The organism is Pseudomonas sp. B10, assembly GCF_900156235.1.
Classification (GTDB): Bacteria; Pseudomonadota; Gammaproteobacteria; order Pseudomonadales; family Pseudomonadaceae; genus Aquipseudomonas; species Aquipseudomonas siliginis.
Genome location: NZ_LT707063.1, coordinates 2,797,771 through 2,822,505, shown reverse-complemented (window position 1 = coordinate 2,822,505; position 24,735 = coordinate 2,797,771). Strand labels below are relative to the sequence as shown.

Genomic DNA, 24,735 nt, shown 5'->3' with positions numbered 1-24,735 from the left:
AAGCTCGCTCCCACCTTGGAATGTGATCACCTGTGGGAGCGAGCCTGCTCGCGAAGACGATAGACCAGCCAATACAAAACTACCGGGACTCACTCCGGCAGTTCATACGCATAAATCTTCTCCGCCTCCATCTGATACCCGGCATCGGCCAGCTCACTGCTCGAGGCTTTCACCTGCAACGGTCCCTCAACCCAATACGGCTGATACAGCTCATCGAGCTTCACGCCCAGTTCGCTTTTCACGTGGACGATCTGGTTCGACGGCGGTGGCGGTACGTGGATGCAGGCGCCGAAGTACGGCACCAGCAAAAAGTCCGTGGTGCGCCCCTCTTCGCTGACTTCCAGCGGCACGATGTAACCGGGCAGGCGAATGTTCTGCCCGTCGAGGCTCTTCACTACCGGTGCATTGGGCATGTCCTGCTTGGCCGCCGGCGCGGACTCGGCAGAGAGTGCGTCGCCCATCTTCGACAGGTCGTGCAGCGGGGTCATGTTCGGCACTTCCGGCGCAGCGTCCGGCGGGATCATTTCCGACCAGGTCAGGTCTTTCGGCGCCGCTGCCCACACGGGCAGGGCGACCAGCATCAGCAGCGCAAGCAGGGCGCGGGGCATGGTGAACATCCTCATAAACGGATCGACAGGCCATCGGCCAAGGATTGGCGATACGCGCGCCAGGCCGGCACGCTGCCCATCAGCAGCGCGGCCGCCAGAATGCCACCGAGCAGCGTCCATTCATACTCGCTCGGCCATGCCAGCGGCAGGTACAAACCATAATTGGCCTGCACGTACCCTTGCGCAGCGGCGATGCCGACGTACAGCAGCGCCAGCCCGGCGATCACCCCGGTCAGGGCCAGGGCGAAAGCTTCCAGCACCAGCAGACTTGCGATGTGCCACGGCCGCGCGCCCACCGAACGCAGAATCGCCATCTCGCGGCGACGCTCGTTGAGGCTGGTGAGAATCGCCGTGAGCATGCCGATCAGCCCGGTCAGCACAACGAACAGCGAGACCACGAACAAGGCTTTCTCGGCCGTACTCATCAGGCTCCACAATTCCTGCAAGGCCACGCCCGGCAGGATCGCCAGCATCGGTTCGCCACGGTATTCGTTGATCTCGCGCTGCAAGGCGAAGGTGGAAATCTTGCTGTTGAGGCCGAGCATGAACGCGGTGATGGCTTGCGGCGTCAGGTCCATGTTGCGCGCCTGATCAGCGCTGATTCTGCCGTTGCCGCGCGCCGGCACGCCGTTGTGCCAGTCGATGTGGATCGCCTCCATGCCGCCGAGGCTGATGTGCAACGTGCGGTCCACCGGGGTGCCGGTACGCTGGAGGATGCCGACCACGGTGAAGGGTTTGTCGTCATGCTTGACCAGGCTGATCGCCGCCACGCCGTGGGCCAGTACCAGTTTGTCGCCGAGCTTGTAGTGCAGCGCTTCGGCGACTTCGGCACCGAGCACCACTTCGAAAGGATCGGTGGCAAACGCGCGACCGTCGGCCAGCGCCAGGTGTTGCTGGCGCCCGTACTGGTAGTGCTCGAAGTAGGCTTCGGTGGTGCCCATCACGCGATAGCCGCGATGGGAATCGCCTAGGGACATGGGGATTGCCCACTTCACTTTCGGGTTGTTGGCGAAGTGTTCAAAGCTGTCCCAGCGGATGTTGTTGGTAGCGTTGCCGATGCGGAACACCGAATACAGCAGCAGGTTTACCGAGCCGGAGCGGGCACCGACGATCAGGTCAGTGCCGCTGATGGTGCTGGCGAAACTGGCCTTGGCTTCGGTGCGCACGCGCTCGACGGCGAGCAGCAGGCACACCGACAGGGCGATGGCGAAAGCGGTGAGCAATGCGGTGAAACGGCGGTTGGCCAGGCTGGCCATGGCCAGACGAAACAGATACATCTCAGACCTCGGCGGACGTGGCGGCGCGATTGAGTTCGGCCAGGGACAGATGACGGTCGAACAGCGGCGCCAGGCTCTGGTCATGGCTGACGAACAACAGACTCGATCCGGCCTCGCGGCACTCGGCAAACAGCAGGCGAATGAAGTTCTCGCGGGCGTCGTAATCCAGTGCCGAGGTCGGTTCGTCGGCGATCACCAGCTCCGGTTGGCCGATCAACGCGCGGGCGGCAGCGACCCGTTGTTGCTGGCCGATCGACAGCGAGTCGGCGCGGCGGCTGAGGATGCTTTCGTCTTTCAGACCCAAGTGGGCGAGCAGGGTGGCGGCGGCCTGATCGACGCTGCCGTGGCGCTGTTTCGCCCGTTGCGCACGCAGTTTCGAGAAGTGACACGGCAACTCAACGTTCTCGCGCACCGAGAGAAACGGCAGCAGGTTGAATTGCTGGAAAATGTAGCCAGTGTGATCGACACGAAACGTATCGCGCTTGCCGGCAGAAAGCTCGGTCAGCTCCTGGCCGAGCAGGCGAATGCTGCCCCGATTGGGCTTCTGCACCCCGCCAAGCAGGCCGAGCAGGGTGGTCTTGCCACTGCCGCTGGGGCCTTTGAGAAACAGGGTTTCGCCGGCTTCCAGACGAAACGCCGGGATGTCCAGCAGCGGCGGGTGACCGGGCCAGTTGAAGCCAAGGTCGGAAAGTTCGATGAGTGCTTGGGTCATGGCACCGATTTTCATGAAGTGAACACATAACCCTGTGGAAGCGAGCCTGCTCGCGAAAGCGCTGGGTCAGACACCCACCTGTCAACTGACACGCCGCCTTCGCGAGCAGGCTCGCTCCCACAGGGGATTTCGGTGGATCCTAGAATTTCAGCGCAGCCGATTTCGCCGTCACTTCGGTACCTTGCTGGCCGGTCGCGCTGATTAGTTGTACCTGAATCTTCTGCGTTGCCGGGAAGGTTTTGAAGATGTTGGCCAGATTCAGCGTGTTCAGCGCGCCCGGTGTGGCGCAGCTGAATTGGTAATGCGCGTGGATTTCGCTGTGGTCGTGGTGATGCTCGTGACCGTCCTTGTCTGCTTCATCTTCGTCGTGATCATCGGCGTCCGGCTTGTCGCCGAACAGCGGGCTTTCCAGTTCCTGGCTGACCACTTTGCAACCGGCCGCAGCGGGCAGACTGAACAGGGCCAATGGTTTTTCCAGTTGCGCACGAGCGGCGGCCACTTTGGCCTTGTCGGCATCCGACGTCGCGGCGTGTTCAAAACCCACCAGATTCATCGCTGGACTTTCCAGCTCAAGCTCCAGGGTCTGACCATCGAGCGCGGCATTCAGACGACCCACACCATGCTCATGGGCGCCGAGGCTGCCGTGCTCATGATCGTGATCGTGCTCATCCACCGCATGGGCAGCGGCCAGCGGCAACAGGGCAAACGGCAAAGCGAGCAGCAAACGATGCATGACGGACTCCGAGAAAAATGAAAAGTTTGTTATGTAATCTTATAACGAAAGTGCGCAGAGTGTGCCCGTGCGCTTGAGATTGCGCAAGACATGGCTAAGCACCGCCCGGGATGAGTTCGCGGGCGGTGCTGGGATTGGATGTCATGCTTGCAGAATCAGAAGCCTGCGCCGGGATAGTCGAACCAATAGTGTCCCGAAAGAACATCGTTGATCAGATTTGCGTCGAGCACGCTCGGGGCATCGCGACTGAAACGCTGTCGCCAAGCCGGAAGCCACCAGTAGTTGATGGCTGTTCCGCGCGGAAATACCACCAGAGTCAGCACCTCCTTATCCATTTTGCCCTGCGTGTAGAGTTGATGACTGCGATCCATCAGGGCCATGTACTGGTCGATTGGCAGTCTGAACATAAGTGCCATGGTGAAGATTTTTTCACTCTGACTGAACGCCGGACTCTGCAGTACCCGCAATGCTTCGCAAGTGTGTGAATTCGGTTGACTCGCTATGCTCTGGCCTTCGGGGGTTGAAAGTATGTCGAAACGATCATCCATGTCTCGCCAGTCGGTCCGGCTATTGCGCTCAAAGTAATCACGAATAACAAGGGTCAGTGGACCTGCAGTTTCCCCGTCAGCGGGACAAGCCGAAAGATCGGCAGGCAACCAGATGCGCCATGCCACGATGAGCAAAAACGGAATTATGAGGAGGAGCGAATAAGGGCGTTTCATTGTGGCGTGCTGTGTTTGTAGCGTCGGAAAATAGTGAAGTCATGGTCACTGGGATTTGCATTACCGGTCGCATGGCGAAAACCTGCGTCGTTAACTTCAACTTTTTCCCACCCTGCAGAAATGCATACGCCCTTCGTTAGAACGAAGCCGACATGGCCGCTGGCGTCGGAATAATTCATTGCGTAAGCGCCGACGTCCCCGGGCAACGGCGTGCGCTCGACTTTCCAGCTGTTGAGCAATCGTTGTCCATTCGCCCATTCACCCGCGAGCGGAGGACTAACCTTGGAGAAATATGGCAGGTATTTCGATTTGCCATGTTCAATCAACGCCACGTTGACCCCAATTGCGGTCAGCACGTCGTAGACGAACAGATTGCATTTATTTGTGTTTGGTGGAAATTCCACGCTCTGCCTGAGCGTAGGGTGTGGCAGCGACTTTTTGCTTTTATTCCCTGCCCACTGTGTTGATCCCCGGTGTGACAGCGCCTCCATCAGTATCCTGCGCGGCATGTCCTGAATGACGACTTTCACCGTTCGGGTTTCATTTGTACGTTTCACACCATATTCGACTTCGTAGAACGCGTCGTTCGAGACAGCGCCGCTGGTCGTTAGCGGGACTTTTACCCACGGTGATATCGCTACGATCGAAAGAGACTTCCCTGGATTCAACGTAGCAGTGTGCATACCTTTTTTTGTACCGGAGTTCCCCACAATCTGAACCGTCACTTCGTGGGTGTCTCGGGTTTTGATCGACGGTAGTTCCTTGCCCGCGAGCGTTATAGCGATCTGGCCGTTTTTGGATATCAATGAATAAATGCGAGGCCTGTCATCGTTTTGAACGATGTTGTCATCTACGACCTGACCGTCGATAAGCAGCTGAAATTTTACGCCTGGCGGTGGCTGCATCAGAAAGTCTTTAAAGATGAGTTTGATTTCCGATTTCATGACAAATCCTGTGTCAGGGGCTCTTCATAGGCATAGAAAGTCCATTCGGAATCTTCCCCTACCAACAGGGTGTCGTAATCCGAAGCGTTTTTTACCGGGTGTTCGCAGCCTTCGCCTGTGAGGTTGCAAGTGCTGTCTTGTAAAACGGCAACCTTCGCCTTGTCCTTGAGTTTGTAAGCCAAACCTGGCTTTTCCGTGTCATCAAGGCGTTCGATGATGACCTGCAAGTAGCGATAAGAGGTCAGGGCAGCAATCGGTGGCCCCATGTCAATTGGAGCGGGCCGGCCAATTCCTGCGAAACCACTGTGTTGCTGAGTGAGCAGCTTATTGGTCATGGGCGGACAACCGCAGGCGACGTAGTCACCCTCTAGCGCAGCTGGTCCGGCAGGTAAAATCAGCGTTCTTTCACCCACTGCTACGATGGGGCCTTTGCCAGGCCCACAGACCGGACAACTGGCGAGTTGTCCAATGGAAGCGATTATTCTTCCTTCGATATTGAGGTTCTCATTTCCTTCAAGTATCACGCCACCTGTAGAGGTCGGGCCTCCTTTAGAGGCCAGTTTTCGTCCTGAAGACATTGGGAATCCTTCCCGCAAAAAGAGATTAATTTAGCCGATCAACCGGGAATTACCAGATGTGTTTGGCGCCCTTTACTTGGCGTTGCACAAGTCCCGTGGGAGCATGCAGGTCAGAAAAGTGCAGGAGCGAACTCGATGTTGCGGATACGCGGAACGGTCGGCGAGGTGCCGGTGGATTTGACGGTGGAGCTGGATGACAGCGATTGGGCCAGGCTGGGTTCGGCGCTGAGCGGGCAGGCGCCGGTCGCGCAGTCCGAGGCAGTGGCGTCGGCCCCGGCGGCGAAGCCGGTGAATCAGGATGATGCGCTGTGGCAGGTGGCCAAAGACTTGTTGCGCAACGCCGGGCAACTTAGCGGGCCGGATCTGCTCGATCAACTGGAAGCGCTGACCGGCAGTGCGGCAGCGGGCAAGCGTTTGCTCGTGCGCTTGCGCCACAGTTCCGATGTGAAAGTGGCGAGCGGCGGGGATACGCCGCTCTATAGCTGGATCGGGTAAGGCCTTAATACAGCGCCGCAAACACTTTGCGACGGTAAGCCGTCACCAACGGATGATCATTGCCCAGCAGTTCGAACACCTGCAGCAAGGTCTTGTGCGGCAAGCCTTCGCCGTAGCTGCGGTTACGGATGAACAGTTTGAGCAAGGCGTCCAGCGCCGCTTCGTATTGCTGGCGCGCCAGTTGCTGGATCGCCAGTTGGTACACCGCTTCATCATCCTGCGGATTTTGCGCCAGGCGGCTCTTAAGGTCGGCGGCGTCCGGCAGGTCGCGGGCGAGGCCGAGGAACTGGATCTGCGCCTTGGCCCCAGCGAGTGCGGCTTTGTGCTCATCGCTCTTGACCGCGTCGAGCACGGTTTGCGCTTCGCCCAGCTCACCGCGTTCGGTCAGGCAGCGTGCGTAAAGGATCAGCGCCCTGGCGTTGGTATTGTCTTCATTGAGCAGGGTCACCAGCGCCGCTTCCGCCTCGGCGAAGTGACCTTCGTCGAACATCGCTTGGGCCTGTTCGAACGGGTCGGCAGCGGCCGGTGGCGGCATCTGCACATGCGGTTCCAGCAGCGCGCGCACGGCGGATTCCGGTTGTGCCCCGGCAAAGCCATCGACCGGCTGACCATCCTTGAACAGCACCACGGTCGGCAGGCTGCGAATGCCGAAGCGGGCGACGATGTCCTGCTCGATGTCGCAGTTGACCTTGGCCAGCAGCAACTCGCCCTGATAGCTCTCGGCAATGCCTTGCAACATCGGCATCAACGCCTTGCACGGCGCACACCATTCGGCCCAGAAATCCACCAGCACCGGTTTGTTGAAGGAGGCTTCGATCACCGACTGGTCGAAATCGGCAGTCGTGGCGTCGAAGATGTACGGCGTTTGCTGACTCATGGGGGATCTCGTCGAAGAAGCTTGGAATGGGGCAACTATACGGCTTGGCGGGGGGTGGCCGGAAGCGGGGCAGGTTTTGAGATATGTGTCGCCTGGAAGGACGCTATCGCGGGCAAGCCCGCTCCCACAGTGTTTTGGGTATTACGCAAAATCTGCGGACGACTTCAGACCCTGTGGGAGCGGGCTTGCCCGCGATGCTTTTAGCTAGCGCCGTGCATGGTAGAGGCTGACATGTCTGAATTCTTCGGGCTCGGCCAGATCGGGGAGGGTCATCGCCTCCAGCATCTCGATCCGTTCATACAACGGATGCCGAAAATCCCGCACCCGTGAATCCGCCACCAGCGCCTCGCGTCCGCGACTGAGAAACGCGTCGAGCAGCGGCAAGTTCGCCCGGTCGTACAACACGTCGGCGACCAGAATCAGATCGAAGCGATCGGCCTCGGCAAAGAAATCCGTCGAGTAGCTCATCTGCACAGCATTGAGCTCGGCATTTGCCCGGCAAGCGGCGATCGCCAACGGATCGAGATCGCAGGCCACCACTTCCAGCGCCCCGGCCCTCACCGCCGCGATCCCGGCGATCCCGGAGCCGGCGCCGAAATCCAGCACGCGCTTGCCGCGCACCCACTCTGGAAACTGTGCCAGATAACGCGCCACGGCCAGGCCGCTGGCCCAGCAAAAGCTCCAATAGGGCGGTTCATGCAGGATGCGCTGGGTCTCTTCCTGGCTGAATTCGCGGGCCATGTTGTCACCGTCGATCAGCCACAGCTGCAAATCGGTGCCGGGCAACGCGCAGGCTTTCAGTCTGGCGTCGCCGAGCAATTCCCCCAAGGCCTGCTGCAGGTCGAGCGGTGCTGTCATGGCGCTTTGACGAATTGCAGCTGGCCCAACGCCTGAGTGGTCGGTTGAGTGATGGTCTGCGACGGCAGGTGCAGGATCAATTGCCCGGACTGGCTGGCGCGACCGCGCAGCTCGACCCGTGCGCCGGCCGGAAACGCCTCGGGGTTGAACCGCAGGTGGAACGGCAGAATCTGGTTGTTGCCGATCAGGCTGGAACTGGCGAGCAGTTGCTGTGGGCGGTCCTTTTCATCGATCACCAGCAGCGCCAGTTCGACTTCGGCGCCGGCCGGCACCCCTTGCAGGCTGCCGCTCAATTCGCGCTGATGCGCCGGCAGCGGGCCGAGTTCGGCAGCCTCTTTGGCTTTTTTCTGCGCCTGCTGCGGCGCGGGGCCTGGCGTCGGCGGTTGCGGCTTGGGTGCGTCGCTGCCACAGGCCACCAGCAGGCTGAAAAGACTGAGCAGAACGAGCGGACGTAACGGCATTGGAGGCTCCGGCAGAATGAATTCCATGGATCAGACGATCATGCCGTTCTGTATACCGCAAAGCCTATGGCTTGTCTTGCCACGGGGATGCGCTACCATGGCCCTCCCATTTTTTGTTGCCAGCCACCATGCACTGTCCCTTCTGCGGTGCCAACGACACCAAGGTCATCGACTCGCGTCTGGTCGCCGAGGGCGAACAGGTGCGCCGCCGGCGTGAATGCCTGGCCTGCGGCGAACGTTTTACGACGTTCGAGACGGCCGAACTGGTGTTGCCGCGCCTGATCAAAACCGACGGCAGCCGCCAACCGTTCGACGAAGAAAAACTCCGCGCCGGCATGCAACGCGCGCTGGAGAAACGTCCGGTCAGCGTCGAGCGCCTCGAATCCTCTCTGGTTCACATCAAGCACAAGCTGCGCGCCACCGGCGAACGCGAGGTCAAATCCCTCGTGGTCGGCGAGCTGGTGATGGCCGAGCTGCAAAAGCTTGATGAAGTCGCCTATATCCGTTTTGCCTCGGTGTACAAGCGCTTCCAGGACCTCAATGAATTCCGCGAAGAGATCGACCGCCTCGCCCGCGAACCGGTGAAAGAATGACCACCGCCGCCGAGCAGGCGATCCTCGACGCGCATTTCATGGCCCGCGCGCTGGAACTGGCGCGCAAGGGCCACTACACCACCCATCCCAATCCGCGAGTCGGTTGCGTGGTGGTGCGTGACGGCCAGATTGTCGGCGAAGGCTGGCATGAGCGCGCCGGCGAACCCCATGCTGAAGTCCACGCCCTGCGCGCCGCTGGCGAGCAGGCCCGGGGCGCGACGGCGTATGTCACCCTCGAGCCTTGCAGCCACCACGGGCGCACGCCGCCGTGTGCCGATGCCTTGGTGACCGCTGGCGTTGCCCGGGTCGTGGCGGCGATGCGTGATCCCAATCCGCAGGTCGCCGGGCGCGGTTTGCAGCGCTTGGCCGAGGCTGGTATTGCCACCGAAAGTGGTGTGCTGGAGGCTGAAGCACGCAAGCTCAATCAAGGTTTTCTGAAGCGCATGGAACATGGCTTGCCGTTCGTGCGGGTCAAGTTGGCCATGAGCCTCGACGGGCGCACGGCGATGGAAAGCGGCGAGAGCCAATGGATCACCGGCCCGGCGGCGCGTTCGGCGGTGCAGCGTTTGCGCGCTGAGGCGGCGGTGGTGCTGACTGGCGCCGATACGGTGCTGGCTGACGGCGCACGCTTGACCGTGCGCGCGGACGAACTCGGTCTCGACAGCGAGCAAACCGCGCTGGTCATGAGTCGCCCGCCATTGCGCGTATTGATCGATGGCCGCCTGCGGGTGCCGCTGGATGCGCCGTTCTTCAAGGCCGGGCCGGCGCTGGTCGCCACCTGTGTCGCGGTCGAGGAGCAATACGCCAATGGCCCGGAATGCCTGATCGTCCCGAGTGACGACGGCCAGGTCGATCTGCATCAATTGCTCATCGAACTGACCAACCGTGGCACCAACGAGGTGCTGGTCGAGGCCGGGCCGCGTCTGGCCGGCGCCTTTGCGCAACTGGGGCTGGTCGACGAATTCGTGATCTTCATTGCCGGCAAATTCCTCGGCTCCACGGCGCGTCCGCTGCTCGACTGGCCGCTGGCGCAGATGAAAGATGCGCCGGAGCTGAAAATCACTGAAATCCGCGCGGTGGGCGATGACTGGCGAGTCACTGCGATCCCTGTCCCTTCAGCCCGCGTATAATTCCCGGCCATCGCGTTAGCGCTGGCCTCGTTCTCAAGGAGAACCCCATGTTCACCGGCATCATCGAATCCATCGGCAGTATCCGCGCACTGACCCCAAAGGGCGGTGATGTACGGGTGCACGTCGCAACCGGCAAGCTCGATCTGAGTGACGTCAAACTCGGCGACAGCATCGCGGTCAACGGCGTTTGCCTGACCGCCGTCGAGTTGCCGGGCGACGGCTTTGCCGCCGACGTCAGCCGTGAAACCCTCGATTGCACCGCCATGAATGACCTGAAAAGCGGCAGTCCGGTCAATCTGGAAAAAGCCCTGACCCCGACCACTCGCCTCGGCGGGCATCTGGTCAGCGGTCACGTCGATGGCGTCGGTGAAGTGGTCTCGCGCAGCGACAATGCCCGCGCCGTTGAATTTCGCATCCGCGCGCCGAAAGAGCTGGCCAAGTACATCGCCCACAAAGGCTCGATCACCGTCGACGGCACCAGCCTGACCGTGAACGAAGTCGATGGCGCCGAATTCATGCTGACGATCATTCCGCACACCCTCAGCGAAACCATCATGGCTTCATACAAGCCGGGCCGCCGGGTGAATCTGGAAGTCGACCTGCTGGCGCGTTATCTGGAGCGTCTGCTGCTGGGTGACAAGGCTGCAGAAAAGACCGCCGGCAGCACCATCACCGAAAGCTTTCTGGCCCAAAACGGCTACCTCAAATAATTCAAAAGAAGGGGGTGCCTTGTGGCGCTCAATAGCATCGAAGAACTGGTTGAAGACATCCGCCAAGGCAAGATGGTCATCCTCATGGATGACGAAGACCGCGAGAATGAAGGCGACCTGATCATGGCCGCCGAATGCTGCCAGGCCGAACACATCAACTTCATGGCCAAGCACGCCCGTGGCCTGATCTGCATGCCGATGAGCCGCGAGCGCTGCGAACTGTTGAAGCTGCCGCTGATGGCGCCGCGCAACGGTTCCGGTTTCGGCACCAAGTTCACCGTTTCGATCGAAGCCGCCGAAGGCGTGACCACCGGCATCTCCGCCGCCGATCGCGCGCGCACCGTGCAAGCGGCAGCCGCCAAAGACGCCAAGGCTGAAGACATCGTCAGCCCGGGTCACATTTTCCCGCTGATGGCCCAGGCCGGCGGCACCCTCGCTCGCGCCGGCCACACCGAAGCCGCTTGCGACCTGGCGCGCATGGCCGGTTTCGAGCCGAGCGGGGTGATCTGCGAAGTGATGAACGACGACGGCACCATGTCCCGTCGCGCTGAACTCGAAGCTTTCGCCGCTGAACACAACATCAAGATCGGCACCATCGCCGACCTGATTCACTACCGGATGATCCACGAACGTACCGTTCAGCGGATTGCCGAGCAGCCGCTGGACAGCGAACTGGGCCAATTCAACCTGGTGACCTATCGTGATTCGGTGGAAGGCGACGTGCACATGGCCCTGACGCTGGGCACTGTCTGCGCTGAGGAGCCGACGCTGGTTCGCGTGCACAACATGGACCCGCTGCGCGACCTGCTGATGGTCAAGCAACCGGGCCGCTGGAGCCTGCGCGCCGCCATGGCTGCGGTCGCCGAGGCTGGCAGCGGTGTGGTGCTGCTGCTCGGTCACCCGCTCGATGGCGACGTGCTGCTGGCGCATATCCGTGAAACCGGTGAGCAGGCAGCGCCGAAAAAACCGACCACTTACAGCATTGTCGGTGCCGGTTCGCAGATCCTGCGTGACCTCGGCGTGCGCAAAATGCGCTTGATGTCGGCACCAATGAAGTTCAATGCGATATCCGGTTTCGATCTGGAAGTTGTAGAATACGTGCCCTCCGAATAATGACCGGCTGTTTCCGGACTCCGATTCGCGGCAAATAATCACTGAGGGACGCGTAGCAGACGCGTCCCGGCTCTTTAAGAGAACTGACGAATGACCCTGAAGACCATCGAAGGTACCTTCATCGCCCCTAAAGGCCGCTACGCTCTGGTAGTGGGCCGCTTCAACAGCTTCGTGGTTGAAAGCCTGGTCAGCGGTGCCGTTGATGCCCTGGTTCGCCACGGCGTGAGCGAAAGCGACATCACCATCATCCGCGCACCGGGCGCCTTCGAAATCCCGCTGGTTGCGCAGAAAGTCGCCCAGAAAGGCGAGTTCGCAGCGATCATCGCCCTCGGCGCGGTCATTCGTGGCGGTACTCCGCACTTCGAATACGTGGCTGGCGAGTGCACCAAAGGCCTGGCCCAGGTCTCCATGGAATTCGGCGTACCGGTTGCGTTCGGTGTGCTGACCGTTGATTCCATCGAACAAGCCATCGAACGTTCCGGCACCAAGGCCGGTAACAAAGGTGCCGAAGCTGCCCTGTCCGCTCTGGAAATGGTCAGCCTGCTGGCACAGTTGGAGGCCAAGTGATTAGCGACGAAAGCGATCGTTTCAACCCGCGCGATCCGAAACCCGCGGATGCCGGCAAGCCGTCGAAGAGCGCCAAGCGTCGCGAAGCCCGTCAGCTCGCGACTCAAGCGCTGTACCAGTGGCACATGGCCCGGCAATCGCTGAACGAGATCGAAGCGCAGTTTCGCGTTGATAACGATTTCACCGATGTCGACGGCGCCTACTTCCGTGAAATCCTTCACGGGGTTCCGCAGTTCAAGACCGAAATCGACACTGCCCTGACGCCTTGCCTGGATCTGGCGATCGAAGAGCTCGACCCGGTTGAACTGGCGGTTCTGCGCCTGTCGACCTGGGAACTGCTCAAGCGCGTCGACGTGCCGTACCGCGTTGTGATCAACGAAGGTATCGAACTGGCCAAGGTGTTCGGTTCGACCGACGGCCACAAGTTCGTCAACGGTGTGCTCGACAAGCTGGCCCCGCGCCTGCGTGAAGCTGAAGTGAAGGCGTTCAAGCGCTGATCGGCGCTTGAATACTTTTTCTCGGCCATGGGCGAGTTTGAGCTGATCCGCAATTTCTTCGCCGCCGCGCCTTGTGCGCAGGGCGGCGAAGGCGTTGCTCTGGGGATCGGCGACGACTGCGCCTTGCTGGCAGTTCCCGTTGGGGAACTGCTGGCGGTTTCCACCGATACGCTGGTGGCCGGTGTGCATTTCGCCGACCCCTGCGATCCGTTTCTGCTCGGTCAGCGCTCGCTGGCCGTCGCGGTCAGTGACCTGGCCGCCATGGGCGCCGCGCCCGTTGCCTTCACCCTTGCCCTGACATTGCCGACGGTAACCGCCGATTGGCTGCAAGCCTATGCCCGTGGTCTGAACCGCATGGCGCAAAGCTGCGGCGTCGCACTGGTCGGCGGCGACACCACGCGCGGACCGTTGAGCCTGACGGTCACCGTGTTCGGCCGCGTACCCGCTGGCCAGGCCTTGACCCGCAGCGGTGCGCAGGCCGGTGATCTGCTCTGCGTCGGCGGCGAACTGGGCAATGCCGCCGGCGCCTTGCCGCTGGTATTGGCCCAACGTGATGCCGAAGCGCATATCGCCCAGCCGCTGCTCGAGCATTACTGGTCGCCGCAGCCGCAACTGGCCCTCGGTCAGGCCCTGCGCGGCAAGGCTACGGCGGCGCTGGACATCTCCGATGGCCTGCTCGCCGATTGCGGGCATATCGCGCTGGCGTCGAAGGTGCGACTTGAGATTGAACGCGAGCGTGTACCGTTGTCGGATGCTTTAGTCGCGTTTCTCGGCCAGCGCGGTGCCGAGCGCGCGGCATTGAGCGGTGGTGATGACTACGTACTGGCCTTCACCTTGCCGTCCGCCGAGTTGCCGGCACTGCTGGCCGACGGCTGGCCGATCCATGTGATCGGGCGAGTGCTGCCGGGCCAGGGCGTGGCGCTGCTGGACCGCGACCGACGCGACATCACTCCGCAGATTCGCGGCTACCAACATTTTCAGGAGACACCGTGACAGATCACCCGAAACAGGTCCCTGCCGAATTCGTGCCTCCCTCGGTCTGGCGCAATCCGTGGCATTTCCTCGCGTTCGGCTTCGGCTCCGGCACCTTGCCAAAAGCGCCGGGCACGTGGGGCTCGCTGGTGGCGCTGCCGTTCATTCCGTTGTGGCAGATGCTGCCCGATTGGGGCTACTGGCTGATGCTCGGCATCACCATGCTGTTCGGCTTCTGGCTGTGCGGCAAAGTCGCTGACGATTTGCGCGTGCACGACCACGAAGGCATCGTCTGGGACGAAATGGTCGGCATGTGGATCACCCTGTGGCTGGTGCCGGAAGGCTGGTACTGGTTGCTCGTGGGTTTTCTGGTGTTCCGCTTCTTCGATATTCTCAAGCCGTGGCCGATCCGCTGGATCGACAAGCACGTGCATGGCGGCGTCGGCATCATGCTCGACGACGTGCTGGCCGGTGTGTTCGCCTGGCTGGCGATGCAAGGGCTGGTCTGGGTATTCGCCTGATTCGACTCACGTGAGGAAACACGCAATGCTGCGACGCGGGTTGGCGCTGCTGCTTCTGGCTCTGCTGGGCACGTTCGCCCACGCGCAGGCCGCCGCGCCTGTGCCTGCGGTGATCCATCTGGCCAGCGAAGACTGGGAGGATTACACCGCCGCTGACGGCCATGGTCTGGCCTGGGACGTGTTGCGCAAAGTCTTCGAGCCGGCCGGGGTCAAGCTGGATATCCGCACGGTGCCGTACACCCGTTCGATCGGGCTAGTGCAGTTGAAGGAAGTCGACGCGCTGGTCGGCTCCTACCGCGACGAAGCCGAGCACGTGCTGTACCCGCAATCGAAGTTCGATTCTGATCACATCTACGCGCTGGGCCTGGCCAGCAGCCCGCGGCCGACCCAGGCGACCCTGGGCAAATATCGTCTGGCCTGGGTGCGCGGCTACCGCTACGAGAACTACTTGCCGAACATCCAGCGCTTCAACCAGATCGAACGACGTACCGGCATTCTGCTGATGCTCAAGCAGGGCCGGGCGGATTACTACATCGATGCGCTGACCGAGATTGAAGCGGTCGTGCGCGATGCTGCAGATCCAGCGCAGTACCGCTATTCGCATCTGGCTGAGTTGCCGCTGTTTCTCGGTTTCGCCGATACCCCACAGGCTCGCGCGTTAATGGCGCTGTATGACCGGCGCATGGCGGAACTGGTCAAGAGCGGGGAGTTGAAGCCGGTCTTTGAGAGGTGGCAGCAGCCGTATCCGTTTGATCCAAAATGATCACAATGTCCTGTGGGAGCGCATGGCAGCTGTCATCAAACTTTTTGATGGTTATGCCCGATAATTCAGCCTAAGCGTCCACAGGAACCTGCTGTTACAATGCCCGCCTGCGAATTTTCAGTCTTCTAGATCAGGAGCACATCGGTGCCTGTCGTCTTCGTCGCCGCTTCCAAGCTGCCAACGCCTTTTGCGCAATTCACCATGCACGGCTTTCTCGATGAGAGCACCGGGCGTGAGCACGTCGTGCTGAGCCTCGGTGAAATTGCCGATGGCGCCCCGGTACTCGGTCGCCTGCATTCCGAATGCCTGACCGGCGATGCCTTGTTCAGCCAGCGTTGCGACTGCGGCTCGCAACTGGAAGCCGCGTTGCAGGCGATTGCCCGCGAAGGCCGTGGCGTGCTGCTGTATCTGCGTCAGGAAGGGCGCGGCATCGGGCTGCTGAACAAGATACGCGCCTACGAATTGCAGGACGGCGGCGCCGACACCGTGGAAGCCAACGAGCGTCTGGGCTTTGCTGCCGATCAGCGCGACTACGCCATGTGCCTGCCGATGCTCGAACATCTGGGCGTGAAATCCCTGCGCCTGATGACCAACAACCCGCGCAAGGTCAAAGCGCTGACCGACATGGGCATCGTCGTCGCCGAGCGCGTGCCGCTGCACACCGGGCACAATCCGCACAACAAACTCTATCTGGCGACCAAGGCCAGCAAGCTCGACCACATGATGGGCAACGAGCACCAGGGCGAGGTCGACCGCGCGTGACCCGCGGCCAGGTGCGGCGGCGGTTGGCGGTGGCCTGGTGGCAATACCTGGCGCTGGCGCTGTTGCCGCTGTTCGTGCTCAACGCGCTGTTCGGTGAAGGCCAGGGCCTGTTGCCAGTGCTGGCGATGCCTTTGTTCATCGCTGGCGTCGCCTCGATGTTTGTCAGCCTCAAGTATTTCGCCCGCTACAAACACGCGTTGATCGCCACGCAAAAAGCCCTCGATACCGCCGAAGAACCCGCCGCCTGGATTGCCCTTGCGGCGCGTCGGCGTACGGCGTTGCTGGTAGCGTCCCTGCCGGCCTGGATTGGCGCACTGGCGGTGTTCGTCGGCCTCGAAGCCGTGCCGTTGATGCTGCTGGCGCTGTCCACCGCCGTGCTGTTCTACCTCTATCGTATTCCGCGTCAACTCGGTTGATGCCTCGCCTGTGGCTGGCGGTTGTGCTGCTCGTTCTGAGCAGCCCGGTGCTGGCTGCATTGCGGGTGGTCAGCCTCGCCCCCTCGCTGTCTGAAATCGTCGTTGAACTGGGCTCTGCCGACCTGTTGGTCGGCGTGCTGGATGCGGGCGAGCGGCCGGCAGCCATTGCCGATGTTCCATCAGTGGGCCGCTACGGCCAGCTCGATATGGAGCGCTTGCTAAGCCTGAAACCGGATTTGCTGCTGCTCTGGCCCGGCAGCGTCGGCGCCGGGCAGCGTGATCAGCTCAAGCGCCTGAACATTCCAACCTTCGTCGCCGAGCCGCATACGTTGACGCAACTGGCGACGCAAATTGAAGCGATCAGCAAACAGCTCGGGCGTCCAGAACGTGGGGCGAAACGAGCGGCCGAATTGCGCGAGCAACTGAATGATCTGCGCCAGCGTTATAGCCGTGACGAACCGCTGCGGGTTTTCTATCAAGTCTGGGACAAACCGCTATACACCGTCGGTGGCGGGCAGATCATCAGCGATGCGCTTGAAGTGTGCGGTGCGCGCAATGTGTTTGCCGAGCTGAATCTGCCGGCACCGCAGGTGAGTATCGAGGCGGTATTGCAGCGTGATCCCGAAGTGATTGTCGCCGGTGACCAGGCCCAGCTAGGGGCGTGGAAGGCCTGGCCGCAGGTGGCGGCGGTCAGGCAGGGGCGGTTGTTGCTGGTCAGTGACAAAGGTCTGGAAAGGCCCAGTGGTCAGATGATCAGTGCGACCGCCAAACTCTGCCAATTGATCGCGCCGGATCGGTAGACCGCATCGCCTGTATTCGCGAGCAGGCTCGCTCCCACACTGGATTTGCGTTGAAAACAAACTGTGTGGCTGCACTCAGTCTACTGTGGGAGCGAGCCTGCTCGCGAAGAGGCCAGCCAGCCAATACAAATCTCAGCTCAGAGTTCAGGGGTCCACGTCACCCCGAACATCCACGCCCGACCTTCCTCGCGATAGCCATACTGCGCGCCGTCATAGCTGTAATTCGCCCGGCTGTAGCCCTTGTCCAGCAAGTTATCCACCTTCAGATCCAGCTTGATCTCACGGTTCAGCGCCCAACTGCTGCGCAGCCCGAGTGTGCCGTAGCCGCCAAGCGACTGGGTGTTGTTCAAGTCGTCGTAACTGCCACTGACCAATTGCCAACTGGCGCCCACACCCAAGCGATCGAACTGCCGATCCAGATCCCAACTGGCCGTGCGCCGCGCCCGTCGCGCCAGCGTATGCCCGGTATCGCGATCACGTGGGTCAATGATCGCCACGCCGAGATTGCTCTGCCAGCCAAACAGCTCCTGCTTCAACGCTGCTTCAAAACCGTTGATGCGCGCTGACGCAACGTTCTGCGGGCGGGAGTTGCTGCCGAAGATGATCGCGTCTTCCAGGTCGGTACGGTAAATCGAGGCTTCCAGCCGCGCGCTGTCGCTCAACTGGCTGCGCCATTGCAGTTCGTAGCTTTTCGAAGTTTCCGGTTTCAGGTCGGGATTGCTGAAATCCGGGTAGTACAGGTCGTTGAAGGTCGGCGCGCGGAACCCTTCGCTGTAGCTCAGCAGCACGTCGTTGTCCGGGTTCAGCGGCAGTGTGAAGGTGCCGCTCCAGGTGTTCTGGCTGCCGAACTGCTGGTTGTCGTCGTGGCGCAGGCCGATCTCGGTAGAAAAGCTGTCGGCCTGGTAGCGATGCTGGATGAACGCGGCGCGATTCCAGCGGCTGTCCTCGTCAAACGCAGTGCTGCTGTTGACCCGGTCTTCATACCAGTCGCCGCCCAGAATCAGGCTGTTGCGCGCGTCCAGCGCCAGGTCGTTCTGCCAGTTCACCGAGTCGCGATAGGTGTTGAACACCGTGCGCTCGTCACTGAGCTTGTCGAAAGTCTTCTCGCGGTTTTCGCTGTGGCCGAATTCGACGCGGGTTTTCCAGGTTTCGTTGACCCGGGCATCGACGTAACTGCTCACGCTGCTGACATTGAAGTCGCTGTACGGCTGCTGTTGCACCGACTCAAACGTGTCTATGTCGAAGCGGCCGAACGGGTTGTCGAATTCGCTCCTGCCACGGTTATCCAGCAGATTGGCGCCGACTTCGACGTCATCGGTCAGTGCGTGGCTGAGGCTCAGGCTCAGGGATTTGTTGCGGTAGGCGTCATGATCGCCATCGCTTGGAAACGAGTCGTGGGTGCGGTCGATCCCGGCGCTTTCGTCGAGGCTGGCGCCGAGGTTGAAACGGGTTTTGTCGTCACCGCCGGACAAACCGAGGCTGCGCTGCCAACTCTGTTGGCTGCCGAAGCCGAAGTGCAGGCGTGGCTGCAAGCCTTGCCCAGTGCCGCGCCGGGTGAAAATCTGGATCACCCCGCCGATTGCATCGCTGCCGTAAATCACCGAGCGTGAACCACGCAGCACTTCGACGCGCTCGATCTGCTCGATGTTCAGATGCTGCAGGTTGCTGTCGCCGGAAGTCGAATTGCCGATGCGCTGGCCATCGACCAGCACCAGACTCTGCGCCGATTGCGTGCCGCGAATGTAGATCCCCGGCAGACTGCCGCGCCCGCCGGTCTGCGCCACTTGCACGCCGGGCACGCGCCGCAGTAGATCGGGCACGTCGCTGGGTTGCAGGCGATCAATGTCTTCGCGGGTGAAAACGGTGTTGGCGGCGCTGCTGTCGTTGCGCGCCTCGACCTGACGATTGGCGCTGATCAGCGTGTCCGGCAGCTTCAGCGCCTGATCGCGTTCGAATGTATCGGCAAGGGCGCTGGCGGTTGGCAGCAGGAGGAAGGGCAGGGCGAGGCGGAGGTTCATCGGTGGTCCGTGAGAAATTGCAGATGTACACAAATTTTATGCTTCCACAAAACACTATGGGAGCGGGCTTGCCCGCGAAGAGGCCGGTACATTCAACATCGAGGTTGACTGTGCCGACGCCTTCGCGGGCAAGCCCGCTCCCACAGGTATTGTGTGTTCAGCGAGTTAGCGGGCGAGCAATGCCAGGCGCTGGCGAACCGACGCTTCGATCCCGGCCTCATCCAGCCCGCACTCGGCGAGCATCTGCGCCGGTTTCGCATGCTCGACATAGATATCCGGCAAGCCCAGATGCAGCATCGACTTGAGGATGTTCTCGCGGGCGAGGAATTCGCTGACCGCGCCACCGGCGCCGCCCATGATCGCGTTCTCTTCGATGGTCACCAGCAACTCGTGGCCACCGGCGATCTCGCGCACCAGCGCTTCATCCAGCGGTTTGACGAAACGCATGTCGACCACGGTGGCGTCGAGCTTCTCGGCAACTTTCAAGGCTTCGCTCAGTTGCACGCCGAACACCAGCATGGCGACCTTGCTGCCCTGACGACGGACGATGCCCTTGCCGATTTCGATCGCTTCGAGATCTTTTTCGATGACTGCATTCGGGCCGCTGCCGCGTGGGTAACGCACTGCCGCCGGGCCATTGTAGAGATGGCCGGTGGTGAGCATTTTGCGCAATTCGTTTTCATCGCTCGGGGTCATGATGAGCATGCCCGGGATGCAGCGCAGGTACGAAAGGTCGTAGCTGCCAGCGTGGGTCGGGCCGTCTTCGCCGACCAGACCGGCGCGGTCGATGGCGAACAGCACGTCGAGGTTCTGCACGGCGACGTCGTGCACCAATTGGTCGTAACCGCGTTGCAGGAACGTCGAGTAGATCGCCACCACCGGTTTCGCGCCTTCGCAGGCCATGCCGGCGGCGAACGTTACCGCGTGCTGCTCGGCAATCGCCACGTCGAAATAACGCTCCGGGAAACGCTCGCTGAACGCCACCAGATCCGAGCCTTCCTTCATCGCCGGGGTGATCCCGACCAGACGAGCGTCAGCCGCCGCCATGTCGCACAGCCACTCGCCGAAGACCGCCGAATACTTTGGCCCGCTGGCGGCTTTCGGCGCAGCGGCGGGGGCGTCCAGAGGTTCTAGTTTGGTGATGGCGTGGTAGCCGATCGGGTCGACTTCCGCCGGGGCGAAGCCTTTGCCTTTCTTGGTGACGATGTGCAGGAACTGCGGGCCTTTGAGATCGCGCATGTTGCGCAGGGTTGCGATCAAGGTTGGCAGATCGTGGCCGTCGATCGGGCCGATGTAGTTCCAGCCCAGCTCTTCGAAAAGGGTGCCGGGAACCAGCATGCCCTTGGCATATTCTTCGGTGCGACGGGCGATTTCCCAAGCGCCGGGCAGGCGCGAAAGGACTTTCTTGCTGCCCTCGCGCATGCTCGCGTAGGTGCGACTGGAAAGGATCTTCGCCAGATAATTCGACAACCCGCCGACGTTGCGCGAGATCGACATATCGTTGTCGTTGAGGATCACCAGCATGTTGGCGTTGACTTCAGGCGCATGGTTCAGCGCCTCGAAAGCCATGCCGGCGGTCAGCGCGCCGTCGCCGATCACGGCGATGGCCTTGCGATCGCTGTCCTGCAGGCGGGCAGCAATGGCCATGCCCAGCGCAGCGCTGATCGAGGTGCTGGAGTGGCCGACGCCGAAGGTGTCGTACTCGCTCTCGGAGCGGCGCGGGAATGCGGCAATGCCGTCCTTCTGACGCAGGCTGGCCATGCGCTCGCGGCGACCGGTGAGGATCTTGTGCGGATACGCCTGATGCCCGACGTCCCACAGCAGACGGTCGTCCGGGGTGTCGAAGACGTAATGCAGCGCGATAGTCAGCTCGATCACGCCCAGGCCGGCACCGAAATGCCCACCGGTCTGGCCGACCGTGTAGAGCAATTCCAGGCGCAACTCATCGGCCAGGGTTTCCAGCTCGGCTTCGCCTAACCGGCGCAGGCCGTCCGGCGTGTTCGCGCGGTCGAGCAGGGGCGTGGTCGGGCGCTTGCGGGGAATCTCATGAAACGTCGTGGGCATCAGGCGAATCGTTATAGGTATAAAAGATGCGGCAGTTTACCTGATGCATCGCCCCCTGCCCACGCGTTGGTCTTTTTTGGCCGATACGCCGTCAGTTGCGTCGCTCGACGATATACCGCGCCAGCTCGCGCAACGGCTCGGCGGCCGCGTCAAACGGTCGCAGCGCCTGCAGGGCCTGATCGCGCAGTTCCAGAGCGTAGGCCTTGGCAGCGTCGAGGCCGAGCAGGGCCGGGTAGGTCGGTTTGTCCCGGGCAATGTCGGCGCCCTGACGTTTGCCGAGGGTAGCGGTATCGCTTTCCACGTCGAGGATGTCGTCCTGCACCTGAAAGGCCAGGCCGATGGCCTGTGCATAAGTCTGCAGGGCCTGTAGCTGATCGGGTTGGGCGCGGCCGCTGGCCAGGGCACCAAGCTTGACGCTGACTTCAATCAGCGCGCCGGTCTTGTGTCGGTGCATCTGCTCGAGGGCCGTTTGATCGAGCTTGAGACCGACCGAGCCGAGGTCGATGGCCTGGCCACCGACCATGCCCGCCGGACCGGCTGCGTGGGCCAGCGCCGTGACCATCTGCAGACGGATTTCGCTGCTGCAATCGCTCAGGCGCGGGTCGAGCAGGGCGCTGAAGGCCAGGCTCTGCAAGCCGTCACCGGCAAGGATCGCGCAGGCTTCGTCGAATTTCTTGTGGGTGGTCGGCTGGCCGCGACGCAGATCGTCATCGTCCATCGCCGGCAAATCGTCATGCACCAGCGAGTAGGCGTGGATCAACTCGACCGCACAGGCCGCGCCGCTGGCCTGTTCAGCCTGGCCACCGAGGGCTTCGCACGCCGCGTAAGCCAGCAACGGGCGCACGCGTTTGCCGCCGTTCATCACGCTGTAGCGCATCGCTTCGTAGAGCCGCGCCAGTTCCGGCAGCGGCGCGTTGAACAGCGTCTCCAGCGCCGCGTTGACCCGGGCCTGACTGCTCGCCGAATATGCCGCGATCATTCTGGCTCATCCGCGTCGAAGGGTTCCTCGGCGAGCTCGCCATCGCGCTCCAGCAGCACCTGCACTTTCTGCTCGGCCTGGGCCAGCGCCGCCTGGCAGTCACGGGTCAGACCGATGCCCTGCTCGAAAGCGGTCAGCGAGTCTTCCAGCGACAATTCACCGTTCTCCAGACGCTCGACCAGTGTTTGCAGGTCGGCGAGGGATTGTTCGAAATCCAGTGCAGCTTTTTTGCGGGCCATGGCGGCAATTTCCGGTAGACGTTAAACCGGCGCGACACTAGCAGATAGGGGGGGTATGGGCAAATGAGCGGGCCGTCGCCAAGCCTCTCCATAACGGTCGGCGAGTCAATCCGGATAGCTGATTTTGTAACGCGTACTGCGTCCGCCGCCCGGCAGGCGTTGCAGGCAGCCCTTGTCCAGCAACTCCGCCAGATGCCGCGTCGCGGTGGCTTTGGAAACTTTCGCAACCGCTTGATATTGCCCTGCGTTGAGGCCCTGTTCGAAACCGCGCTCACCGCCATCGAGCAAGCGATTGAGCACTTTGATCTGCTCCGCTGAAAGGTCGGACTCGCGGTGCGCCTGCCAGAAGCGCGTCTTGCCCAACACCGAATCTATACGGGTGATGGCTTGCTGCAGGCTGCGCAGCAGTGTCTGCAAAAACCAGGTCAGCCATTCGGTGATATCGAGCGTGGCCTTTTGGCTCGACTCCAGAATCCGGTAATAACCGGCGCGATCCTCGAGAATGCTTGCGGACATCGCATAGAAGCGGATCGCCTGCGCTTCGCCTTGAGCCAGCGCCAGATCGGTGATGGTGCGGGTCAGACGCCCGTTGCCGTCGTCGAAAGGGTGCAGAGTGACAAACCAGAAATGCGCGATGCCAGCGCGTAACAGCGGATCCAGCGAAACCTGATCGCGGCTGGCTTCGAACCAGCTCAAAAAACGCTCTATTTGCTGTTCCAGCCGTTGGCGCGGTGGCGCCTCAAAGTGAACCGTTGGCCGGTCGAGTCGTCCGGACACCACCTGCATCGGTTCGTCGCCGCGCAAGGTACCGACGAGTATTGGCCGCGCGCTCAACATCGCTTCCTCGGCGGGGAAAAGCCAGGTGTGCCATTCCAGCAATCGTGCCAGGGTCAGCGGCTCGTCGAAGCCATGGGTGGCATCGAGCATCAATTGCGCCAAGCCCTCGCTACGCTGGCTGACGCTATCGCGATCAACCCATTCCAGACCCAGGCGCCGGGCCAGAGAAGAACGCACGGAGCCGACATTCAGTTGCTCACCTTCGATGGCGGAGGAGGTGACGATGTTCTGAAGCAACGCATCGAGCTCGCTCTGTGCGCTCATCGAATCGCCCACTGAGCCGGCCATTCCCAAGAGTCGGCCCTGCGTCTGCACGCACTCGCGCAGCAGCGGGGCGAGGCGCTCTGCTTGCCAGTTGAAGTCGGGCCAATCCGGTTGTTGCCAGATCCAGTGCGCGGTCATTGATCACCTGTCGTAGAAGCGTGAGCCGAATAAAAACGCTATTCGGCTCATTCGGTGAGCCGAATATGCCGGCTATTCGGCTCATCGTCTACCCGGATGGCGCGATTCCTACAGCAATCACACATGTATCCGATTGTTAAAAAACTGCCGAATCGCTACTCTTCGCGGCTTATACGGCCCCGACAGTTGCGGGGCATTCAGACGAAACGCAGTTCACCGCTGTGAAGTACCGAGGATCGGGTGCAAGGTTTCGTTCAAGGCATGGCAGGAGGCGTCACATGCGTTCATTTCTTTTGCTGCTGATCGGCTTCGCCTGCGCGCCTGTGCTGTGGGCCGCGCCGACTGCGCAATTGTCCGAGCCGGTCGGCGGCTGGCGTTATCACGGCTTGCTCGATCGCTCGGAAAATCCGCAGGTCGCTTACCCGACGCCGCCGATCGATCGCGGCATCCAGCGCAATCGCACGATGATCCAGGGCCAGCTCAAAGCCCTCGGCCACATGCGTCCGCCGCACAGCCTCGCCGTCAACGGCAATCCATTGAATCTGTACACCGATGATCAGGGGCGTTTCGCCCGGCCCTACGCATTTGGCGCCGGCTCCAACAGCGTCGAAGTGATCAGCGCCGAAGGCCAGTCGCTTAAGCGCGTGCAATTTTATGAAGCAAATAATCTGCGCACGCCGGCGAAGATTCGTCTTGTCTTGGGATGGGACGACCCGAAAGCCGAGCTGGATCTGCATATAGTCACCCCCGACGGTCAGCATGCCTTTTGGGCGCGGCCGGCGCTGAGCAATGGCGGCGGCCTTGACCCGGATGGTGTCGACGGCCCCGGCCCGGAAATGTTCACCATGACCGCGCCGCTGCACGGCACGTATCTGGTCTACGTCAACTACTGGGGCAACTACGGCGATGGTGGCTATAACTTCGAGCAAACCAGTAATCAGAACGAGGTGATCACCTCGCAGATCACCCTGGTGCTCAACGAAAACACCGTCGACGAAAAACGCGAAACCTTCATCGTGCCCCTGCGGGCGATCGGTGATCTGCTGCTGGTCAAGACTTTCAACTATTAAGCATCCCGCCACGGATG

29 protein-coding genes are annotated in these 24,735 nt (G+C 61.5%); 14 read left to right on the top strand and 15 right to left on the bottom strand.

The window, feature by feature from the left end; translation table 11 throughout:
- Positions 1 to 89: 89 nt before the first annotated feature.
- The 7 genes from BXA01_RS12760 to BXA01_RS27305 form a co-directional block, all read right to left on the bottom strand.
- Positions 90 to 608, bottom strand: coding sequence for a DUF3299 domain-containing protein (locus BXA01_RS12760; RefSeq protein WP_024014502.1), 519 nt, complete (start codon positions 606 to 608; stop codon positions 90 to 92).
- 11 nt (positions 609 to 619) lie between these two features.
- A complete protein-coding gene (locus BXA01_RS12755; RefSeq protein WP_024014501.1) occupies positions 620 to 1,885 on the bottom strand; it encodes an ABC transporter permease in 1,266 nt (421 codons plus the stop codon).
- A gap of 1 nt (position 1,886) precedes the next feature.
- The gene (locus BXA01_RS12750) at positions 1,887 to 2,597 is read right to left on the bottom strand and encodes an ABC transporter ATP-binding protein (RefSeq protein WP_076567723.1); all 711 of its coding nucleotides are present in this window, start codon (positions 2,595 to 2,597) and stop codon (positions 1,887 to 1,889) included.
- A 139-nt stretch (positions 2,598 to 2,736) separates the two neighbouring features.
- Positions 2,737 to 3,330, bottom strand: a complete 594-nt coding sequence (locus BXA01_RS12745) for a DUF2796 domain-containing protein (RefSeq protein ID WP_076564306.1) — start codon at positions 3,328 to 3,330, stop codon at positions 2,737 to 2,739.
- Positions 3,331 to 3,485: 155 nt separating this feature from the next.
- Positions 3,486 to 4,052, bottom strand: a complete 567-nt coding sequence (locus tag BXA01_RS12740; protein ID WP_024014498.1) for a hypothetical protein — start codon at positions 4,050 to 4,052, stop codon at positions 3,486 to 3,488.
- Positions 4,049 to 4,996, bottom strand: a complete 948-nt coding sequence (locus BXA01_RS12735; protein WP_056790741.1) for a CHAP domain-containing protein — start codon at positions 4,994 to 4,996, stop codon at positions 4,049 to 4,051. The genes BXA01_RS12740 and BXA01_RS12735 overlap by 4 nt, the downstream gene beginning before the upstream one ends.
- Positions 4,993 to 5,574, bottom strand: a complete 582-nt coding sequence (locus BXA01_RS27305; protein ID WP_225930982.1) for a PAAR domain-containing protein — start codon at positions 5,572 to 5,574, stop codon at positions 4,993 to 4,995. The genes BXA01_RS12735 and BXA01_RS27305 overlap by 4 nt, the downstream gene beginning before the upstream one ends.
- Positions 5,575 to 5,709: 135 nt before the next feature.
- On the opposite strand from BXA01_RS27305, the gene BXA01_RS12720 reads away from it, so the two are divergent.
- Positions 5,710 to 6,069, top strand: coding sequence for a hypothetical protein (locus tag BXA01_RS12720; protein WP_076564305.1), 360 nt, complete (start codon positions 5,710 to 5,712; stop codon positions 6,067 to 6,069).
- 4 nt (positions 6,070 to 6,073) lie between these two features.
- Here BXA01_RS12720 and trxA read toward each other — a convergent pair whose 3' ends face one another.
- The 3 genes from trxA to BXA01_RS12705 form a co-directional block, all read right to left on the bottom strand.
- Positions 6,074 to 6,946 carry a thioredoxin gene (trxA, locus tag BXA01_RS12715; protein WP_076564304.1) on the bottom strand — a complete coding sequence of 291 codons (873 nt, stop codon included), beginning with the start codon at positions 6,944 to 6,946 and terminating at the stop codon, positions 6,074 to 6,076.
- 204 nt (positions 6,947 to 7,150) lie between these two features.
- Positions 7,151 to 7,804: a class I SAM-dependent methyltransferase gene (locus BXA01_RS12710; RefSeq protein WP_076564303.1), complete on the bottom strand. Its 654-nt coding sequence runs from the start codon at positions 7,802 to 7,804 to the stop codon at positions 7,151 to 7,153.
- On the bottom strand, positions 7,801 to 8,265 hold the full coding sequence (locus tag BXA01_RS12705) for a YbaY family lipoprotein (RefSeq protein ID WP_024014493.1): 465 nt from the start codon (positions 8,263 to 8,265) through the stop codon (positions 7,801 to 7,803). The genes BXA01_RS12710 and BXA01_RS12705 overlap by 4 nt, the downstream gene beginning before the upstream one ends.
- A 128-nt stretch (positions 8,266 to 8,393) precedes the next feature.
- Between BXA01_RS12705 and nrdR the strand changes: the two genes are divergently transcribed.
- From nrdR to BXA01_RS12645, 12 genes are all read left to right on the top strand, one after another.
- On the top strand, positions 8,394 to 8,858 hold the full coding sequence (gene nrdR, locus BXA01_RS12700; RefSeq protein ID WP_007910946.1) for a transcriptional regulator NrdR: 465 nt from the start codon (positions 8,394 to 8,396) through the stop codon (positions 8,856 to 8,858).
- Positions 8,855 to 9,988, top strand: coding sequence for a bifunctional diaminohydroxyphosphoribosylaminopyrimidine deaminase/5-amino-6-(5-phosphoribosylamino)uracil reductase RibD (ribD, locus tag BXA01_RS12695; protein ID WP_076564302.1), 1,134 nt, complete (start codon positions 8,855 to 8,857; stop codon positions 9,986 to 9,988). The genes nrdR and ribD overlap by 4 nt, the downstream gene beginning before the upstream one ends.
- 47 nt (positions 9,989 to 10,035) lie before the next feature.
- The gene (locus tag BXA01_RS12690) at positions 10,036 to 10,698 is read left to right on the top strand and encodes a riboflavin synthase (RefSeq protein WP_016772981.1); all 663 of its coding nucleotides are present in this window, start codon (positions 10,036 to 10,038) and stop codon (positions 10,696 to 10,698) included.
- 21 nt (positions 10,699 to 10,719) lie between these two features.
- Complete coding sequence (gene ribBA / locus BXA01_RS12685) at positions 10,720 to 11,811, top strand: bifunctional 3,4-dihydroxy-2-butanone-4-phosphate synthase/GTP cyclohydrolase II (RefSeq protein ID WP_039761895.1); 1,092 nt, start codon at positions 10,720 to 10,722, stop codon at positions 11,809 to 11,811.
- Between the two features lie 90 nt (positions 11,812 to 11,901).
- On the top strand, positions 11,902 to 12,378 hold the full coding sequence (gene ribH, locus BXA01_RS12680; RefSeq protein WP_003228649.1) for a 6,7-dimethyl-8-ribityllumazine synthase: 477 nt from the start codon (positions 11,902 to 11,904) through the stop codon (positions 12,376 to 12,378).
- Positions 12,375 to 12,875, top strand: a complete 501-nt coding sequence (nusB, locus tag BXA01_RS12675) for a transcription antitermination factor NusB (RefSeq protein ID WP_024014489.1) — start codon at positions 12,375 to 12,377, stop codon at positions 12,873 to 12,875. The genes ribH and nusB overlap by 4 nt, the downstream gene beginning before the upstream one ends.
- A 27-nt stretch (positions 12,876 to 12,902) precedes the next feature.
- A complete protein-coding gene (thiL, locus tag BXA01_RS12670; protein WP_076564301.1) occupies positions 12,903 to 13,868 on the top strand; it encodes a thiamine-phosphate kinase in 966 nt (321 codons plus the stop codon).
- Complete coding sequence (locus BXA01_RS12665) at positions 13,865 to 14,368, top strand: phosphatidylglycerophosphatase A family protein (protein WP_076564300.1); 504 nt, start codon at positions 13,865 to 13,867, stop codon at positions 14,366 to 14,368. The genes thiL and BXA01_RS12665 overlap by 4 nt, the downstream gene beginning before the upstream one ends.
- A 25-nt stretch (positions 14,369 to 14,393) precedes the next feature.
- The gene (locus BXA01_RS12660) at positions 14,394 to 15,131 is read left to right on the top strand and encodes a substrate-binding periplasmic protein (protein WP_076564299.1); all 738 of its coding nucleotides are present in this window, start codon (positions 14,394 to 14,396) and stop codon (positions 15,129 to 15,131) included.
- Between the two features lie 144 nt (positions 15,132 to 15,275).
- A complete protein-coding gene (gene ribA, locus BXA01_RS12655; protein ID WP_024014485.1) occupies positions 15,276 to 15,893 on the top strand; it encodes a GTP cyclohydrolase II in 618 nt (205 codons plus the stop codon).
- Positions 15,890 to 16,309 (top strand): hypothetical protein, encoded by a 420-nt coding sequence (locus tag BXA01_RS12650; protein ID WP_041477693.1) that lies wholly within the window; start codon positions 15,890 to 15,892, stop codon positions 16,307 to 16,309. Before ribA ends, BXA01_RS12650 begins: the two co-directional genes overlap by 4 nt.
- On the top strand, positions 16,309 to 17,109 hold the full coding sequence (locus BXA01_RS12645) for a cobalamin-binding protein (RefSeq protein ID WP_076564298.1): 801 nt from the start codon (positions 16,309 to 16,311) through the stop codon (positions 17,107 to 17,109). Before BXA01_RS12650 ends, BXA01_RS12645 begins: the two co-directional genes overlap by 1 nt.
- Before the next feature lie 137 nt (positions 17,110 to 17,246).
- Here BXA01_RS12645 and BXA01_RS12640 read toward each other — a convergent pair whose 3' ends face one another.
- The 5 genes from BXA01_RS12640 to BXA01_RS12620 all read right to left on the bottom strand — a co-directional run bounded on the left by BXA01_RS12640 (position 17,247) and on the right by BXA01_RS12620 (position 23,648).
- On the bottom strand, positions 17,247 to 19,127 hold the full coding sequence (locus BXA01_RS12640) for a TonB-dependent receptor domain-containing protein (RefSeq protein ID WP_076564297.1): 1,881 nt from the start codon (positions 19,125 to 19,127) through the stop codon (positions 17,247 to 17,249).
- Between the two features lie 165 nt (positions 19,128 to 19,292).
- Positions 19,293 to 21,191, bottom strand: coding sequence for a 1-deoxy-D-xylulose-5-phosphate synthase (gene dxs / locus BXA01_RS12635; protein WP_076564296.1), 1,899 nt, complete (start codon positions 21,189 to 21,191; stop codon positions 19,293 to 19,295).
- 91 nt (positions 21,192 to 21,282) lie between these two features.
- The gene (ispA, locus tag BXA01_RS12630) at positions 21,283 to 22,170 is read right to left on the bottom strand and encodes a (2E,6E)-farnesyl diphosphate synthase (protein ID WP_056790708.1); all 888 of its coding nucleotides are present in this window, start codon (positions 22,168 to 22,170) and stop codon (positions 21,283 to 21,285) included.
- A complete protein-coding gene (locus BXA01_RS12625; protein WP_016772991.1) occupies positions 22,167 to 22,409 on the bottom strand; it encodes an exodeoxyribonuclease VII small subunit in 243 nt (80 codons plus the stop codon). The genes ispA and BXA01_RS12625 overlap by 4 nt, the downstream gene beginning before the upstream one ends.
- A 105-nt stretch (positions 22,410 to 22,514) precedes the next feature.
- Complete coding sequence (locus BXA01_RS12620) at positions 22,515 to 23,648, bottom strand: Fic family protein (RefSeq protein WP_076564295.1); 1,134 nt, start codon at positions 23,646 to 23,648, stop codon at positions 22,515 to 22,517.
- Between the two features lie 278 nt (positions 23,649 to 23,926).
- Between BXA01_RS12620 and BXA01_RS12615 the strand changes: the two genes are divergently transcribed.
- On the top strand, positions 23,927 to 24,718 hold the full coding sequence (locus BXA01_RS12615; protein ID WP_076564294.1) for a YfaP family protein: 792 nt from the start codon (positions 23,927 to 23,929) through the stop codon (positions 24,716 to 24,718).
- The last annotated feature ends 17 nt before the right edge of the window (positions 24,719 to 24,735 follow it).

Coding starts and splice junctions, on each gene's coding strand:
- BXA01_RS12760 (WP_024014502.1), bottom strand. CDS start 608: ATGCCCCGCGCCCTGCTTGCGCTGCTGATGCTGGTCGCCCTGCCCGTG.
- BXA01_RS12755 (WP_024014501.1), bottom strand. CDS start 1,885: ATGTATCTGTTTCGTCTGGCCATGGCCAGCCTGGCCAACCGCCGTTTC.
- BXA01_RS12750 (WP_076567723.1), bottom strand. CDS start 2,597: ATGACCCAAGCACTCATCGAACTTTCCGACCTTGGCTTCAACTGGCCC.
- BXA01_RS12745 (WP_076564306.1), bottom strand. CDS start 3,330: ATGCATCGTTTGCTGCTCGCTTTGCCGTTTGCCCTGTTGCCGCTGGCC.
- BXA01_RS12740 (WP_024014498.1), bottom strand. CDS start 4,052: ATGAAACGCCCTTATTCGCTCCTCCTCATAATTCCGTTTTTGCTCATC.
- BXA01_RS12735 (WP_056790741.1), bottom strand. CDS start 4,996: ATGAAATCGGAAATCAAACTCATCTTTAAAGACTTTCTGATGCAGCCA.
- BXA01_RS27305 (WP_225930982.1), bottom strand. CDS start 5,574: ATGTCTTCAGGACGAAAACTGGCCTCTAAAGGAGGCCCGACCTCTACA.
- BXA01_RS12720 (WP_076564305.1), top strand. CDS start 5,710: ATGTTGCGGATACGCGGAACGGTCGGCGAGGTGCCGGTGGATTTGACG.
- trxA (WP_076564304.1), bottom strand. CDS start 6,946: ATGAGTCAGCAAACGCCGTACATCTTCGACGCCACGACTGCCGATTTC.
- BXA01_RS12710 (WP_076564303.1), bottom strand. CDS start 7,804: ATGACAGCACCGCTCGACCTGCAGCAGGCCTTGGGGGAATTGCTCGGC.
- BXA01_RS12705 (WP_024014493.1), bottom strand. CDS start 8,265: ATGCCGTTACGTCCGCTCGTTCTGCTCAGTCTTTTCAGCCTGCTGGTG.
- nrdR (WP_007910946.1), top strand. CDS start 8,394: ATGCACTGTCCCTTCTGCGGTGCCAACGACACCAAGGTCATCGACTCG.
- ribD (WP_076564302.1), top strand. CDS start 8,855: ATGACCACCGCCGCCGAGCAGGCGATCCTCGACGCGCATTTCATGGCC.
- BXA01_RS12690 (WP_016772981.1), top strand. CDS start 10,036: ATGTTCACCGGCATCATCGAATCCATCGGCAGTATCCGCGCACTGACC.
- ribH (WP_003228649.1), top strand. CDS start 11,902: ATGACCCTGAAGACCATCGAAGGTACCTTCATCGCCCCTAAAGGCCGC.
- thiL (WP_076564301.1), top strand. CDS start 12,903: ATGGGCGAGTTTGAGCTGATCCGCAATTTCTTCGCCGCCGCGCCTTGT.
- BXA01_RS12660 (WP_076564299.1), top strand. CDS start 14,394: ATGCTGCGACGCGGGTTGGCGCTGCTGCTTCTGGCTCTGCTGGGCACG.
- BXA01_RS12645 (WP_076564298.1), top strand. CDS start 16,309: ATGCCTCGCCTGTGGCTGGCGGTTGTGCTGCTCGTTCTGAGCAGCCCG.
- BXA01_RS12640 (WP_076564297.1), bottom strand. CDS start 19,127: ATGAACCTCCGCCTCGCCCTGCCCTTCCTCCTGCTGCCAACCGCCAGC.
- dxs (WP_076564296.1), bottom strand. CDS start 21,191: ATGCCCACGACGTTTCATGAGATTCCCCGCAAGCGCCCGACCACGCCC.
- ispA (WP_056790708.1), bottom strand. CDS start 22,170: ATGATCGCGGCATATTCGGCGAGCAGTCAGGCCCGGGTCAACGCGGCG.
- BXA01_RS12625 (WP_016772991.1), bottom strand. CDS start 22,409: ATGGCCCGCAAAAAAGCTGCACTGGATTTCGAACAATCCCTCGCCGAC.
- BXA01_RS12620 (WP_076564295.1), bottom strand. CDS start 23,648: ATGACCGCGCACTGGATCTGGCAACAACCGGATTGGCCCGACTTCAAC.
- BXA01_RS12615 (WP_076564294.1), top strand. CDS start 23,927: ATGCGTTCATTTCTTTTGCTGCTGATCGGCTTCGCCTGCGCGCCTGTG.